At 66.5% G+C, this 16,681-nt stretch carries 5 protein-coding genes; 1 reads left to right on the top strand and 4 read right to left on the bottom strand.

Going from position 1 to position 16,681, the window contains the following annotated elements; translation table 11 throughout:
* Window positions 1-94: 94 nt before the first annotated feature.
* Complete coding sequence (locus ACVILH_RS12890; protein WP_456713218.1) at window positions 95-739, bottom strand: histidine phosphatase family protein; 645 nt, start codon at window positions 737-739, stop codon at window positions 95-97.
* A 537-nt stretch (window positions 740-1,276) separates the two neighbouring features.
* Here ACVILH_RS12890 and ACVILH_RS12885 point away from each other — a divergent pair.
* Window positions 1,277-2,113, top strand: a complete 837-nt coding sequence (locus tag ACVILH_RS12885; RefSeq protein ID WP_456713217.1) for a hypothetical protein — start codon at window positions 1,277-1,279, stop codon at window positions 2,111-2,113.
* A 666-nt stretch (window positions 2,114-2,779) separates the two neighbouring features.
* On the opposite strand, the gene ACVILH_RS12880 is transcribed toward ACVILH_RS12885, so the two are convergent.
* The 3 genes from ACVILH_RS12880 to ACVILH_RS12870 are packed head-to-tail and all read right to left on the bottom strand — an operon-like array spanning window position 2,780 to window position 16,680.
* Window positions 2,780-4,198: an MATE family efflux transporter gene (locus ACVILH_RS12880; protein WP_456713216.1), complete on the bottom strand. Its 1,419-nt coding sequence runs from the start codon at window positions 4,196-4,198 to the stop codon at window positions 2,780-2,782.
* The gene (locus ACVILH_RS12875) at window positions 4,195-10,242 is read right to left on the bottom strand and encodes an amino acid adenylation domain-containing protein (RefSeq protein WP_456713215.1); all 6,048 of its coding nucleotides are present in this window, start codon (window positions 10,240-10,242) and stop codon (window positions 4,195-4,197) included. Before ACVILH_RS12875 ends, ACVILH_RS12880 begins: the two co-directional genes overlap by 4 nt.
* A 15-nt stretch (window positions 10,243-10,257) precedes the next feature.
* A complete protein-coding gene (locus ACVILH_RS12870) occupies window positions 10,258-16,680 on the bottom strand; it encodes an amino acid adenylation domain-containing protein (RefSeq protein ID WP_456713214.1) in 6,423 nt (2,140 codons plus the stop codon).
* Between the last annotated feature and the right edge of the window lies 1 nt (window position 16,681).

Raw genomic sequence — 16,681 nt, 5'->3', positions numbered from 1 at the left:
TAGCAGTCCCGATTGACGCGAGAGCGACTTTCGTGGTCGCAGGCCAGTGCCACGCCGGCCCCCCGTTCGCAGCCTCAGCGCCGCGCCGCCGCGCTCAATGGGCCTCCGCGGCCAGCTCCGTCCATGCCGTCGCGGAGACACGGGCGACGAGCCGGGTGCCACCCTTGCCGTCCGGCTGGAACACCGACGCCTCGCCCTCGCGCACGTCCGACCAGCCGGCGCCGAACGCATCGACGAGGTTCGGCTTGTGCGACACAAGGACGACATTGCCGCCGGCCGGCGGCGCGGTGGCCACGAGCCTGCGCAGCGCCTGCGCGCGCCGCTCATTATCCTCGGCTGAGCTCTCCGGCCCGCTCTCGGCCAGATCGCTGGTCGTGGCGACCTCGCCGAGGCCGAACAGCCTGCCGGTGTCGACGGCCCGCTGCACCGTGCTGGTGAGCACCTGGGCCACCGGGATCTTCAGCTTGCGCAGCGCCTCGCCGATCGCCCTGGCCTGCGCCCGCCCCTCGTCATTGAGCTGCCGCTGCGCCGGGACATTCGGCCGGCTCATCGAATCCACCTTGGCCGCCGCCGCCACCGTCGCCCCATGGCGAAACACGATGACATGGCCCCCCGCCCGCAACTGCTCGACCAGCCCGGCCGACAACGGCTCACTGCGGACAGCACCGGCCAGCAGCAGCACCGCGCCCAGCACGGCTGCTGGGAGGGCCGAGAAACGAAACGATCTGATGTGAGGCATGACACGTCCCTCCGGGATTGGCGGGCGAGAGGTCTTGCTGGTTGTTCGACGAGGCAAGCGTCTCTCGACCCCGACACGGTCGAGCCGACCCTATCACAGGACCGTCCCACGAGCGTCCTCCGATCGCGGGAGATCATGACAGTGCTGCGCGGCGCTCCAAGGGACGCGGCAGCGCCGACGAGACCCCAGCGCGCTGCGCAATCCAAACATTCACTAGGCATTTTGCAACAGCCCGGATCGCGTCAGCGCCCACCTCTCCCGCCGCATCGCCGACGCCGTCCTGCTGCCGATGCTATTCGGGCGTCTGACATCATGATGTTGTCGGAACGGCGGGCGTGCGTTGGTATAGGCCTGGATTTTTAGCGAACGCTGAGTTTGCCGTAAAATCTGCAGTAAGATAGAGAGAATGTCGCCCTTCTCGTTGCATCGCAATCTTTGATCAACCGCTGATTAGTTTCTTCATCCTACCGGTCGAAGCCCAGACGTTAAGCGTGCTGTTCTCAGATTTTCTGATTCAAACTCAATCACGGACGACGCATGCCCCAACAAAAGATAAGATTTACAATCGCGGTCTCTGAGAATGATAGGAACCTGTTTTCAATTCTCCAGCGCAAAAACGGCGACCTCACAATCGGCTTCGGTTTTGCCGAGACGTTTGAGTTTTCTCCAGACAACCCCAAGATCGTCCACCAGAAGTACTCGGTGCACAAAAGCCCAAACAGCAGCGAATTCAATACAATCACACACGAAATATTCTTGAGCGATCACTCAATGTATAGATCGACCGCACTTACGGATGCAGTAAAGTCGAATACTGGATTCCAACCTCTATTCATCAGGCGATGCCCTAACCTCGCGATTGATCGATACCTAATCGCGTCTAGCGATAAGGCAGCTCGCGCGCGTCTCACGCCAATTGATGAGCCAATGACTTTGCTGTACGCCGTCTTCGTTGGAGCGGCAGGAGCACTTTTTGGACCGCAGCCAAATATTGATGTGTACGAACGGGATCTTGATTACTTCAAGATCGTCGTTCTATCACATCATTTTCCGCTACCGCCGCATAGGACTGGTCAGTTTCTGCATCACGTTACAATCGACCCTCGAGAAGATGATGGCTCGGTCGACAAGCAACTCCGCAATCTTATGCGCGGGAAAGATCCTGAATCCTGCACCTCCCACTTCCAAAGAGCATCTCTACTTTTAGCAATCCAAATGATCGAACAGATCAAGGAGGAAATCACAGACCCTAATTTGCTACTGTACCTCGACGCGATGGTCATAAGAATCCAGGCTCGGCTTGCCGAGTTCGATCCTACGGTCTGGCTGATCGGTACATCCGACGATTTTCGAGTTCAGACCGAGCAACAATAGACCGGACGCCTCACACCTGCGCACCTCATCCGCTCGTTGCGGTGGGGGTGCACCAAACTAAGCAGATGATCGCTAGGAAGCTAGTTCGCGTTGTCTTGGCCTTTTCTCGTATTGCGCACCCGTCGGGCAATAGCCACCTACAGCCACCGCCCCCAAAACTGCCCGTCGTGCCAATCTGCCGCATTCCGTCGGGCAAATCCGGCCTTGTGTCGTCGGGCAAATCAGGTCGATCCTCCCCGCCGTCTCCTGCTCGGCTAGAAGGGGCGTTTCGCGATCGTCACGGACCGTGGAGCGGGGGATGCGGTGGCCGCGTGGGGTCGGCGTGCGCGTTTCGCGTGCGGACGAACGATGCCCTAGCGGACGGTCAAGCCGTGTGGTCCCGACACCCCGATGCTGGTGTCTTGGTCGGTTACGATGCCGATGACGGGGGCAAGCAAGCCCGGTCCCCTGGGAGAGCACGGAGCAGCCGTTAAATCCACCGCGCAGGGAAGGCCGGTTGTTCGGCCAATCCTGTGGTGACTGCCGCCTGCTACTCTTTCTGCAGGCGGGCCATGGGTGCGGCCTGCACCCGGCCTTCCCTGCGCCCTTCTTCTGAAAGGGCGTCCTGACAAGCAAAGCTCGGACGCGAGAGCGCGCCGCGAGGCTGCGGAGACGCGTGCGGTCTTGTCAGCGCTCGGCGCGAGGTGTCCAGATCAGGCTGAAATAAGCGAGCTGCGCCAGCAAGGCCGCAGCGAAGCCGGCGGGATAGCCGAGCCAGACTCCGTCCAGGCCGGCGGCGCCGGAGCAGAGATAGGCGGCGGGCACTTGAACCAGCCAGATTCCGGAGAGCGCGATGACCGTCGGCCACGCCACCGTTCCCGACGCCCGCATCACGCCGACGATCACGTCGGCTAGTCCGACCAGGACGTAGCTCCACAGCATGAGCTTGAGAGCGCGCTCCGCCATCGCCAGGGTCGCAGCATCGGTGACGAACCAGGACAGGATCGTCTCCGCGAACAGCAGCAGCCCCGCGACGCTGACGGCGCCGACCACGACGTTCATGACCGCCGCGGATCGCACCACCCGGTGCAGTTGTCCGAACTGCCTGGCGCCGATCGACTGCGCCGCGATCACGGTCGCGGCGAGGCCCACGGCCTGCATCGGCGCGAGCAGATATCCGATCACCTGGTTGACCGCGCCATACGCCGCCGTCGCGCTCGACCCGAACGAATTGACCAACGTGATCACCGCGACCTCGGCCAGCGACGCCACCATGGTCTGCACGCCGCCGGGAATGCCGAGGCCGAAGAACGGGCCGACGAGCGCGCGGTCGATCCGCAGCCGCCGGATCATCTCGCGGCCGAGCGCTATGGGATGGCCCTGCCGGCGCAGCAGCATCACGAGGACCGGCAGCGCGACGGCGCAGGCGGCGATGTTGGCCAGGGGGGCGCTGGTGACGCCGCATCTCGGCAATCCGCCCCAGCCCAGGATCAGGGCCGGCGTCAGCAGCATGGAGGTGCCGAAATACACGATCATCACGATCAGCGGCGTCTTCGCATCGCCCGTGCCGCGCAGAAGAAAGGCATAGGCGAACAGCAATGTCACCGGTGGCAGCGAGAGGAAGGTGACGTGCGCATAGTCGATGGCCGATGCGATGATGTCCGGCGGCGTGGCCATCAGCCCGAGCAGCGCGGGCGCGAAGCCATAGCCGATGGCGGCGATCGCCACGCTGAGGCAGACGCAGACGCACAGCGTGGTGCCGGCGGCGCGCCTGACCCCATCGGGATCGTCAGCGCCATGCGCCCGCGCCACGAGCACGATGCCGCCGGAGATCAGGCCGATGAGAAAGGAGACCAGCAGGAAGAAGATCGGAAAGAACACCGAGGCGACGGCGAGCGCGGAGCCGCCGAGCAGCTGGCCGAAATAGATCGCGGTGACCGTTCCGGACAGCAATTGCAGCGCCGCGCTGGCCGATTGCGGAATCGCGAAGCGCGCCAGCGGCCACCACAGCGACGGGGCCGCCGCTACGTGCGGGATCGCGTCAGGCTCCGGCACGATGTCGGCGACCGCCTCCGCCGTGCCGGCCGCCTCGCGATGGCCGGTCATCGCGCATCCACATATGCTGTCGCGTCCGTCACCATCCCCGTGAACGGGGCGCGCGGCGTAGCGGCGGAGGGCTGTTGGCCCGGTAAGAGATCGGCAAGCCGTCGCTCGGGATCGGCTGTGATCGCGAGCATCAGCTCGACGACATCGTCGAGCAGGCGCGCGACGGCATCCGCGTCGAACCGCCGCCGGCCGAAGATCAGGCGGAAGCTCATGCAGCTGTCGACGGAGGCCACGAGGCACAGCGGGAAATCGATGCCTGCCTCGACGCTCTCGAACGACACGACGTTGATGTCGTCGGGCGCCGTCGCCTCGCGAGCGGTGAGCGCATGACCGGTCGGATAGTTCTCGAACACGACGACGGACTCGAACAGCCGCTGATCGCCCGGCAGATCAAGCCAGCCGCAGATGTCGCTCATCAGGCAGCGGTCGTGCATCTGCTCGTCGGCCTGCCGCGCCTGCAGCTCCGCCAGCCAGTCCGAGAGACGCATCTCGGGGGCCAGCGTCACCCGCCGTGGCAGCGTGTTGGTGCACAGCCCGATGATCTGCTCGACTCCAGCGACATCCGCCGGCCGGACCGCCGTGGTCATGCCGAACAGCACATCGCGGCCGGTGTTGGCGTGGCGCGCCAGCGCCAGGCTCCAGGCGCCCTGAACCAGCGTATTCGTCGTAAGCCGCAATGCTTGCGCGGCGGCCTGGATCTTGGCCGTCAAGCGTTCGAGAATGCGCGCCTGCACCTCGCCGGCCGCGTCTGCGTTCTCTTGCGCGCTGCCACTGATGAGGTCGAGCCGGTTGGGAAGCTCGACGCCGCGCAGGCGGCTGGTCCAGAACTCGCGGGTGAGCGCGACATTCGCCGCGCCCTGCCAGGACAGGGCCTCGCGATACGACACCGGCGCCGGCAGCGACGCCGGCCGCATCAGGCGCGCGGCCTGATAGAGCGCCAGCAGCTCGCGCAGCACGAGCGGCACGGACCAGCCGTCCAACAGGATGTGATGGAAGCTCAGAACCAGCATGTGACGGGTGCGCGACTGGCGCAGCAGCGACGCCCGCAGCACGTCGCCGCCGGCGAGGTCGAACCGGGCCTTTCTGTCCTGGAGCAGGAACCCCTCCACTTGCGCGTCCACGCCATCCTGCGGCAGCTCCGCCCCATCGATGAAGCGCCAGCGCGGATCGGGCGTCCGCCGCACGATCTGGACCGGTGCCTCCCCGTCATCCGGAAACGCGACGCGCAGCGAACCGTGCCGCGCGATCAGGCCACGCCACGCCGTCTCGAGCGCGCCGGCATCGAGCGCGCCGTCGAGCGTCAATTGAAGCTGCTCGTGATAGGCGATGCTGTCCGGAGCGCGGCGCGCATGGCTCAGCATGATCTGCTGCATCGGGCCGAGCGGCCAGATGTCCTCCATATCCGGGTAGCGCTGCTGCAGGCTTACGAGCCTGGACTCGTCGAGCGCGACCAATGGGAGATCGGACCGCGTGAACTGGCTGCGCTCGCAGGCGCGGCAATGCGCGATCATGCCCTTCAGCGCCGCCCTGAAGCGCTCGGCCAGATCCGCGATCGACGCGCGGTCATGCGCCTCCGGCCACCAGCGCCACTCGACCAGCAATGTGCCGCCGCGGATCACCGACACCGCCTCGATCAGGTGCTCGCGTTCGCGCTCAGCGGCGATCGCGGGACCGGTGTCTTCCGACGCCGCGGCCCAGCCGGCCGCGCCGCGCTCGTCGAACCGTCCGAGATAGTTGAAGCTGATCGACGCACGCGGCAGGTCTTGCAGGATCTTTGCCGTGTCCTGATTCAGATAGCGCAACAGCCCCCAGCCGATGCCGCCATCCGGGACGTCGCGCAGGTGGTCCTTGATCCGCCTGAGCACCACGCCCGCGGCGGGCCCGCCACGGATGGCGTCAGCCAGGTCGATTTGTCCAGCATCGAGCCGCACCGGAAACATCGTGGTGAACCAGCCGACGGTGCGCGACAGATCGACGCTCGGGAAGATGCTTTCGCGGCCATGCCCTTCGAGATCGACGAGGCTGATGGTCTCGTTGCCGCCGCGCGCCGCGCGCCAATCCGCCAGGGCGATCGCGAGCGCCGCCAGCAGGGCGTCGTTGATGCGGCTGTGATAGGCTTTCGGCACGATTGTCAGCAGCGCCTGCGTGTCGTCCTCAGACAGATCGATCGTCAGGGAATCCGTGTCGCCGTAAGTCGCGGGGCGCGCGCCGGTTGCGCGGTCGACCGGCAGGAGCGGAGCATCTCGACAGATCGAGGTCCAGAGGTCGAGCTGCTGCACGGTGTCGGGCGCGTGCGCGTGGTCGGCCAGCCGCGTTGTCCACTGGCTGAACGACGTCGTCTTTGCCGGCAGGTTGACAGCGTCGCCGCGCGCGAGCTGCTCATAGGCGGCCATCAGGTCCTCGACGAGGATGCGCCAGGAGACGCCGTCGACGACCAGATGATGGATGACGAGCAGCAGGCGTCCCGGGGTCTCAGCGCCGAAATCGAACCAGGCGACAGCGACGAGCCGGCCCGTCGCGGGATCGAGGCTGTTCTGAAGCGTGGCGGCGGCGGCGTGCAGCTGCTCGACCCGAGCCTCCGGCGCCAGCTCGGCGACGTCGACATGCGTGAGCGTGACGGCGACGTCTGCAACCGGGCGCGGCTCCTGCCGCCAGCCGGACTCGTCGCGCAGGAAGCGGCTGCGCAGCGCATCGTGATGGATGAGGAGCGACGCCAGCGCGCGTTCGAGCCGGGCCGGCTTGATATCCGGCGGGACCTGCAGCAGCGCGGATTGGTTGAAGTGATGGATGGGCCCTGATCGTTCGAAGAACCAGCGTTGAATCGGCGTCAGCGGCGAAGGCTGCAGCGGATCGTCGGCCTCGACCGAAGCCTGGGAGGCAGCTGCCGCCTGCGCCAGCGCCGCGACGGTCTGATGCTGAAAGATCTGCCGCGGCGTGATCGCAAGGCCCGCCGCCCGCGCCCGCGACACCAGCTGCATCGACTGAATGGAGTCACCGCCGAGCTCGAAGAAGTTGTCGTGAATGCCGACCCGTTCGAGGCCGAGGAGATCAGCGAACAGCCCCGCAATCACGGTCTCGACGGGATTGCGCGGCAACTGACCATCAAGCTCACGCCGCCGCTCCGGCGCCGGCAGCGCATTGCGATCAAGCTTGCCGTTGGGCGTGAGCGGCAGAGAGTTGAGGACAACGATTGCCGAGGGAACCATGTAGTCCGGAAGACTCCGCTGCAGCTGCTGACGCAGTGTATCGCTGTCGGGGACGGCGTCCGGCTGCGCCACCACATACGCGACCAGCCGCTTGGCTCCGCCGTCCTCGCGCAGCACCACCGCCGCCTGCGCGACACCGGTTTGCGAGAGCAGCGCCGCCTCGATCTCACCAAGCTCGATCCGGAACCCGCGCAGCTTCACCTGATGATCGAGCCGCCCGAGATAGTCCAGCACACCATCGGCGCGCCAGTGTGCGAGATCGCCCGTGCGATACAGCCGCTCGCCCGATGCAAACGGGCTTGGAATGAATCGCTCCGCCGTCAGTCCGGGCCGATGCAGATAGCCGCGCGCGAGGCCTGCGCCGCCGATATACAGCTCGCCAGCCACGCCGACTGGCACTGGCTCCAGCTGCGCATCGAGCACGTAAGTACGAGTGTTCGGCAGCGCCCGCCCGATCGGCGGACGCCGGTCATCGCCGCACCGATGCATCGTCGTGCAGACGCTCGACTCGGTCGGGCCATAGGCGTTGAACACGGCCCGGCCCGCGAGCCACGGACGCAGCAGCTCCGCCGTGCAGGCCTCGCCGCCCGCGATCAGGATCTTCAAGTCGGGCAAGGTCGCGACCGGCAACGCGGCCAGCGCCGCCGGCGGCAGCAGCACTGCCGTCACCCGCTGCCTTTGAAGCAGCTCGCGCAGCGGCTCGCCCGGCATCAGATCGTGCTGGGCTGCCAGCACCAGGGCCGCGCCGACGCGCCAGCTCATCACCAAGTCCCACACGGTCGCATCGAAGCTGATCGAGGCGAACTGCAGGATACGATCGCTGGCCGTGAGCGGCAGCCGATCGAGCTGCGCATTCGCCAGGTTCATGATGCCGCGATGCGACGTCATCACCCCCTTCGGCCGCCCGGTCGAGCCGGAGGTGTAGATGACGTAGGCGAGATGATCGGGATCGCAAGACGTGAACGGGGCCGTCTCCGGCTGCTCGGCAATCACCGCAGCATCGGCATCGAACTGCACCACGACGGCATCCGTTGCCGGCACGCGCTCGCGTACCGCAGCCTGCGTCACCAGCACGGTGACCTTGGCGTCGTCAAGCATATAAGCCAGCCGCTCCGCTGGATAACGTGGGTCGAGCGGCAGATAGGCGCCGCCCGCCTTGAGGATGCCGAGCACACCGACCACCATGTCGAGCGAGCGCTCCACGCACAGACCGACGATCACGTCGGGGCCGACACCGAGGCGCTGCAGGTGATGCGCCAGCTGGTTGGCCCGCCCCTCCAGTGCGCCATAGCTGAGCTCCTGGCCCTCCATCACCACGGCCAGCGCGGCCGGATCGCGCGCCGCCTGCTCCGCGAACAGCTCATGCAGGCAACGGTGCTGCGCATAGGCGGCACTGCTGCCGCTCCACGATTCGAGCTGCTGCCGTTCGTCAGTGCTCAGCAGGTTCAGCTCGGACAGCCGCGCATCCGGCCGTGCCGCAATCTCTCGAAGCAGCCGCACGAAGTGATCTGCAAGCCACGCGATCGTCGCGGCATCGAACAGATCCGTCGCGTAGGTCAGCGTCCCCGAGAGCCCATCCTCGACCTCGCTCATCGCCAGCTCGAGATCGAACTTCGCCGTCACCGCCTCCGCCTCGAACGGCTCCAATGTCAGCCCGGGCAGACCGCGCGATCGCTGCGGCATGTTCTGCAGCGCGAACACGACCTGGAACACCGGCTCGCGGCTGAGGTCGCGGACCGGATGCAGCGCCTCCACCAGCTTCTCGAACGGCAGATCCTGATGCGCATAGGCATCCAACGCAGTCGCCTTCATCTGCCGCAACACGTCGCGGAACGTCGCCGACCCCGAGAGGTCGCAGCGCAAGGCGAGCATGTTGACGAAGAAGCCGATCAGCCGCTCGGTCTCAATCCGTGTCCGGCCCGCCACCGGCGTGCCCACGACCAAATCATTCTGGCCGCTCCAGCGCGACAGCAGCACGTCGAAGGCCGCCAGCAGCACCATGAACAGCGTCGCGCCGTCCTGCCGCGCCAGTCGCGTCAGCGCCGCCGTGCAGGCCTGATCGACCGTAAACCGGTGCACCGCGCCGCGGAAGCTCGGCACCGCGGGCCGAGGCCGGTCGGTCGCCAGCTCGATGCTCCCTGGCGCGCCGGCGAGCTGCGCCGTCCAATAGTCCCGTTGCCGCTGCAGCGCGGTCTCTTCCAGCCAGCGCCGCTGCCACACCGCGTAGTCGGCATATTGGATCGGCAGCTCCGGCAAGGGCAACGGCTGCCCGGCGCAGAACGCCGCATACAGCGTCTCGATCTCGCCGACCAGCACGCCCATCGACCAGCCGTCAGAGACGATGTGATGCATCGACAGCGCCAGCACATGCATGTCCGGCGACAGCTGCAGCAGCGCCACACGCAGCAGCCGATCCTGCGCAAGATCGAACGGCTGCTGCATCAACGCCGCCAGCCGCTGCCGCGCCGCCTGCTCCGTTGCGACCGCCTCCGGCGAGAGCGCGACCGGCCAAGACGGATCGATCAGTTGTACGGCGCTTTCGCCGCGCCCCGCGAACCGCGTGCGCAAACTCTCATGCCGCCGGACCAACTCGCTCAAGGCTGCCGACAGCGCTTCGACGTCCAACGCGCCCACGAGCCGCACCGCCGCGGAGACCGTGTAGCTGCTGCCCGACAGCCCAAGCTGCTCCACGAACCACAACCGCTCCTGGGAATGCGACAGCGGCGCTTCGGTTTCGCCGAGACGCGGGATCGCGGGCGGACCAGGCTGGCGGCCCGTCGCGGCGGCTGCGAGCCGACGCTGCAGCAGCTCTCGTCGTAACGTCGCTATGTCGGTCATCCCTAATGCTCCAGCTCAGGCCACAGACGCCGTGCGTTCGATGTCGATCCCATCGAGATCCTGCAGCGCCATCTCGATCTCCTCCGCGGACATCGCCTCGATCTCGCTCGCCAGCGCCTGCTCGACATGCTCGGCAAGGCCTGCAATCGTCGGCGCCATGAAGATCAGACGAACCGACAGTGCGACGCCGAGCGCGGCCCGCATGCGCTCCAGCAATTGCATGGCCAGCAATGAGTGGCCGCCGAGCTCGAAGAAGTTGTCATGAATGCCGACACGTTCGAGACCAAGCAGATCGGCGAACAGGCCAGCAATCACGGTCTCGACGGGATTGCGCGGCAGCTGGCCGTCGAGATCACGCCGCCGCTCCGGCGCCGGCAGCGCATTGCGATCAAGCTTGCCGTTCGGCGTGAGCGGCAGAGAGTTGAGGACAACGATTGCAGAGGGAACCATGTAGTCCGGAAGACTCCGTTGCAGCTGCTGACGCAGCGTGTCGCTATCGATGGGAGCGTCCGGCTGCGCCACCACATACGCCACAAGCCGCTTGGCTCCGCCGTCCTCGCGCAGCACCACCGCCGCCTGCGCGATGCCGGCTTGCGCCAGCAGCGCCGCCTCGATCTCGCCAAGCTCGATCCGGAACCCGCGCAGCTTCACCTGATGATCGAGCCGACCGAGATAGTCCAGCACGCCATCGGCACGCCAGCGCGCGAGGTCGCCCGTGCGATACAGCCGCTCGCCCGATGAAAACGGGCTCGGAATGAATCGCTCCGCCGTCAGCGACGGCCGATGCAGATAGCCGCGCGCGAGGCCTGCGCCGCCGATATACAGCTCGCCAGCCACGCCGATTGGCACTGACTCCAGCTGCGCATCGAGCACGTAAGTACGGGTGTTCGGCAGCGCCCGCCCGATCGGCGGACGCCGCTCGTCACCGCACCGATGCATCGTCGTGCAGACGCTCGACTCGGTCGGACCATAGGCATTGAATACGGAGCGGCCCGCGAGCCACGGGCGCAGCAGCTCCACAGTGCAAGCCTCGCCGCCCGCGATCAGGATCTTCAAGTCTGGCAAGGTCGCGACCGGCAACGCAGCGAGCGCCGCCGGCGGCAGCAACACCGCCGTGACCCGCTGGCGTTCGAGCAGCTCGCGCAGCGGCTCGCCCGGCATCAGATCGTGCTGGGCTGCCAGCACCAGGGCCGCGCCGACCCGCCAGCTCATCACGAGATCCCACACCGCCGCATCGAAGCTGATCGAGGCGAACTGCAGGATGCGATCGCTGGCCGTGAGCGGCAGCTGGTCGAGCTGCGCATCCGCCAGATTCATGATGCCGCGATGCGACGTCATCACGCCCTTCGGCCGTCCGGTCGAACCGGAGGTGTAGATGACGTAAGCGAGGTGATCGGCATCGCAGGACGTCAGCGGCGCCGTGTCCGGCTGCTTGGCGATGCCAGCGGCATCTGCATCGAGCTGCACCACCACCGCATCCGTTGCCGGCACGCGCTCGCGCACCGCGGCCTGCGTCACCAGCACGGTGACCTTGGCGTCGTCAAGCATATAAGCCAGCCGCTCCGCCGGATAACGTGGGTCGAGCGGCAGATAGGCGCCGCCCGCCTTGAGGATGCCGAGCACGCCGATGACCATGTCGAGCGAACGCTCGACGCACAGTCCGACGATCACGTCAGGGCCGACGCCGAGCCGCTGCAGATGATGCGCCAGCTGATTGGCTCGCCGTTCCAGCGCGCCGTAGCTGAGCTCCTCACCCTCCATCACGACAGCGAGCGCGGCCGGATCGCGTGCCACCTGCGCGGCGAACAGCTGATGCAGGCAGCGGTCCTGCTCATAAGCGGCGCTACTGCCGCTCCACGATTCCAGCTGCTGTCGCTCGTCCGGACTCAGCAGGCTCAGTTCGGACAGACTCGCATCCGGCCTTGCCGCAACCTCCCGAAGCAGCCGCACGAAGTGATCCGCGAGCCGCGCGATCGTCGCCGCATCGAACAGATCCGTCGCGTAGGTCAGCGTCGCCGAGAGCCCATCCTCGACCTCGCTCATCGCCAGCTCGAGTTCGAACTTCGCCGTCACCGCCTCCGCCTCGAACGGCTCCAATGTCAGCCCGGGCAGACCGCGCGAACGCTGCGGCATGTTCTGCAGCGCGAACACGACCTGGAACACCGGCTCGCGGCTGAGGTCGCGGACCGGATGCAGCGCCTCCACCAGCTTCTCGAACGGCAGATCCTGATGCGCGTAGGCATCCAGCGCGGTCGCCTTCATCTGCCACAGCACGTCGCGGAACGTCGCCGACCCCGAGAGGTCGCAGCGCAAGGCGAGCATGTTGACGAAGAAGCCGATCAGCCGCTCGGTCTCGATCCGTGTCCGGCCCGCCACCGGCGTGCCCACGACCAAATCATTCTGGCCGCTCCAGCGCGACAGCAGCACATCGAAGGCCGCCAGCAGCACCATGAACAGCGTCGCGCCGTCCTGCCGCGCCAGCCGCGTCAGCGCCGCCGTGCAGGCCTGATCGACCGCGAACCGATGCACCGCGCCGCGGAAGCTCGGCACCGCCGGCCGCGGCCGGTCGGTCGCCAGCTCGATGCTCCCTGGCGCACCGGCGAGCTGCGCCGTCCAATAGTCCAGCTGCCGCTGCAGCGCCGTCTCTTCCAGCCAGCGCCGCTGCCATAGCGCGTAGTCGGCATACTGGATCGGCAGCTCCGGCAAGGGCGCCGGCTGCCCGGCGCAGAACGCCGCATACAGCGTCTCGATCTCGCCGACCAGCACGCCCATCGACCAGCCGTCAGAGACGATGTGATGCATCGACAGCGCCAGCACATGCATGTCCGGCGACAGCTGCAGCAATGCCACGCGCAGCAGCCGGTCCTGCGCAAGATCAAACGGCTGCTGCATCAACGCCGCCAGCCGCTGCCGCGCAGTCTCCTCGGTTGCGACCACCTCCGGCGAGAGCACGACAGGCCAAGGCGGATCGATCAGTTGCACCGCGCTCTCGCCGCGCCGCGCGAACCGCGTGCGCAGGCTCTCATGCCGCCGGACCACCTCGCTCAAGGCCGCCGACAGCGCGTCCACATCCAGCGCGCCCACGAGCCGCACCGCCGCGGAGACCGTGTAGCTGCTGCCCGACAGCCCAAGCTGCTCCACGAACCACAACCGCTCCTGAGCATGCGACAGCGGCAGCGGTTGCTGTCGCGACACAGGCAACAGCGGCGCGGCGTTGCTCTCCGGCGCGAGGCTCAAGCGGTCGGCCAAGCCGGCGACGGTCGGCGCTTCGAACAGAACGCGCAGGGCCACCTGGACATTAAGCTCCTGCTGCGCACGCGCGACGATTTGGGTGGCGAGCAGAGAATGACCTCCGATCGCAAAGAAATCATCGTGGATGCCGACGCGATCCAACCCGAGCACGTCTGCGAAGATGGCCGCCAGGATCGTTTCGGCGTGATTTCGCGGAGCCTCATAGCCGTCGGTCGACAGACGCTCCGGCGCCGGCAGCGCCTTGCGGTCGAGCTTGCCGTTCGGCGTCAGCGGCAGCGCGTCGAGCGCGACGATCGCCGACGGCACCATGTAGTCCGGCAAGCTCTGCTGCAGCCCTCGTCGCATGCGGTCCGCATCGAGCGCGATGCCGTCGCAAAGCACGACATAGGCGGCCAATCGGCGATCGCCGCCATCCTCGCGCACCACGACCGCCGCCTGCTCCACATCGGGCAGTGCCAGCAAGGCCGCCTCGATCTCGCCAAGCTCGATTCGGAAGCCACGAATCTTGACCTGATGATCGATCCGGCCGAGATAATCCAGCGCGCCGACTGCGCTCCAGCGCGCCAGATCTCCCGTGCGATATAGCCGCTCGCCTTTCGCGAACGGGTTCGGCACGAACCGCTCCGCGGTCAGACCGGAACGATGCAGATAGCCTCGCGCGAGGCCTGCGCCGCCGATATACAGCTCACCGGCAACGCCAATCGGCACCGGCTCCATGCGTGGGCCGAGCACATAGGCCTGCAAGTCGGGAATGGTTTGTCCAATCGCGCTTGCAGCGGCGCCGATGTCGGCCTGATGCACCGGCCGCCACGTCACATGCACCGTTGTCTCGGTGATTCCGTACATGTTGATCAGTTGCGGCGTGACATCGCCATGCCGCTCGAACCACGGCGCCAGCTCGGCGAAGTTCAAGGCTTCGCCGCCGAAGATCACGGTGCGCAACGCCAATGGCCGCTGCGTCTCGCGATCCGCGCGGATGAGGGCGGCAAAGGCAGAAGGCGTCTGGTTCAGCACGGTCACGCCTTCACGTGACAGCAGCGCATGGAAATCGTCCGGCGAGCGGCTGACCCAGTACGGCACCACCACCAGCCGGCCGCCCTTGAGCAGCGCGCCCCAGAGCTCCCAGACCGAGAAGTCGAAGGCCAGCGAATGAAACAATGTCCAGACGTCGTGGGCGCCGAAGCCGAACCAGGCATCCGTCGCCGCGAACAATCTCACGACGCTCGCGTGGCTGATCAGCGTGCCCTTCGGCCGCCCGGTCGAGCCGGAGGTGTAGATCACATAAGCGAGATTGTCCGGATCGCAGGCGATCACCGGCGCAGCGGAGGGATGACGTGCGATCGCCGCGGCATCAACGTCGAAGCGCACCACCGGAGCGTGCGTTGCCGGCATCTCCCGCAACAACGCATCCTGCGTCAGCAGCACGTGCGCTCCGGCATCTTCCAGCATACCCGCCAGCCGCTCCGGCGGATGGCTGGGGTCGAGCGGCAGATAGGCGCCGCCCGCCTTGAGGATGCCGAGCACGCCGACCACCATGTCGATCGAGCGCTCGACATAAAGCCCGACGATCACGTCCGGACCGACGCCGAGCCCGCGCAGATGATGCGCCAGTTGGTTGGCGCGCTTGTCCAGCGCGGCGTAGCTGAGCATGTGTTCGTCGCAGCTGACGGCCACGGCGTCCGGCGTGCGCTCGGCCTGCGAGGCGAACAGCTCGTGCAGGCAGTTCGTCGGGCGAAACGCTGCTGCATTGGTCGGAGGCGCGATCAACTCGCGCCGCTCTTCTGCGCTCAACGGCGAGATCGTACCGAGCTGCCGCGCAGGGTCTGCGATGATCGCGCCAAGCAGACGGCCGAGATGAGCCATCATTCGTTCCATCGCGGCTGCTGCGAACCGCTCGGCATCATAGATCAGGTTGACGGTGATCGAGCGCTCGATGACGATCTGAAGCGTCAATGGATAGCTGGTCCGCTCGGTCGTCTGGATCTCGCCGATCTGGAGGCGTCGCGCGACATCGGCGCCGGCTGTCATGGCCACCGGATAATTCTCATAGGCGACGATGCTATCGAACAGAGCGCTGCCGTCGTCCAGCTCGCTCCAGCGCTGCACCAGGGGCAGCGGGCTATATTGATAGTCCGTCAGCTCGCTCTGCCTGTCCTGGATCTCGTGCAACCAATCCAGCACCGCGGTCTCGCCGGACAGTTGGATCCGCAGCGGCAATGTGTTGACGAACAGCCCGACCATGCGCTCGACATCGGCGAGCTCAGCCGGCCGGCCCGACAGCGTGACCCCGAACACAACTTCATCCGAGCCGCCGTAACGTCCGAGCAGCAGCGCCCAGGCGCCCTGCACCAGCGTGTTGAGGGTCAGCCTATGCTCTCTTGCGAAGTCTTCGAGAGCGGAAAAATCGACCTTCAGGTCGCGATCGAGGGTGGCGTAACGCTCCCCACTGACGTGATCACGAGACGGACGGGGCAGTGTCAAGGAGGACGGCGTGTCGAACCCGGCGAGGCGCCGGCGCCAATATGCTTCCGCTCTGGCCATGTCCTGCCGCTGCAGCCAGCCGATGTAGTCCTTGAATGGACGCACATGAGACAACGCAGGCGCCTCGCGCCGGCTCAACGCCTGATAGGCCGCGAACACCTCATCGAGCAGCAGCGGCAGCGACCAGCCGTCGAGCACGATGTGATGCACGTTCCACACCAGCCGATGATCGTCGTCACCGATCCGGACCAGGCAAAGCCGCATCAAGGGCGGCTTTGCGAAGTCGAAGCTTCGGCTACGCTCGGACCGCTGCAGCTCGGCGAAGCGCGCGTCCTGCTCGACCGTGGGCAGTGACCGCCAATCCTCATGACGGAACGGCAATTCGGCCTCGCGCAACACCACCTGCAGTGGCGTGTCGAGATCATGGCCGACGAAGGCCGTGCGCAGCACCGTGTGCCGCGACACCACGAGGCGCCACGCCTGCTGGAGGGCGGCCGTATCCAGCGCTCCCTGCAGCCGGCACGCCAGCGAGATCACGTAAACAGCCGCATCGGGCTCATACAGGCTGTGGAACAGCAGCCCCCGCTGCAGCGGCGACAGCGGGTAGATATCGGCCACGCGCCGCGCACCGCCCACGGATGCGATCACGCGCTCGAGCGCGTCCTGGCCAAGCCGGTTCTTGCTTCGGTTCTTATCGATGTTCATA

Source organism: Bradyrhizobium sp. USDA 4353 (genome assembly GCF_054063215.1).
This window is presented reverse-complemented; position numbering and strand designations above follow the sequence as displayed.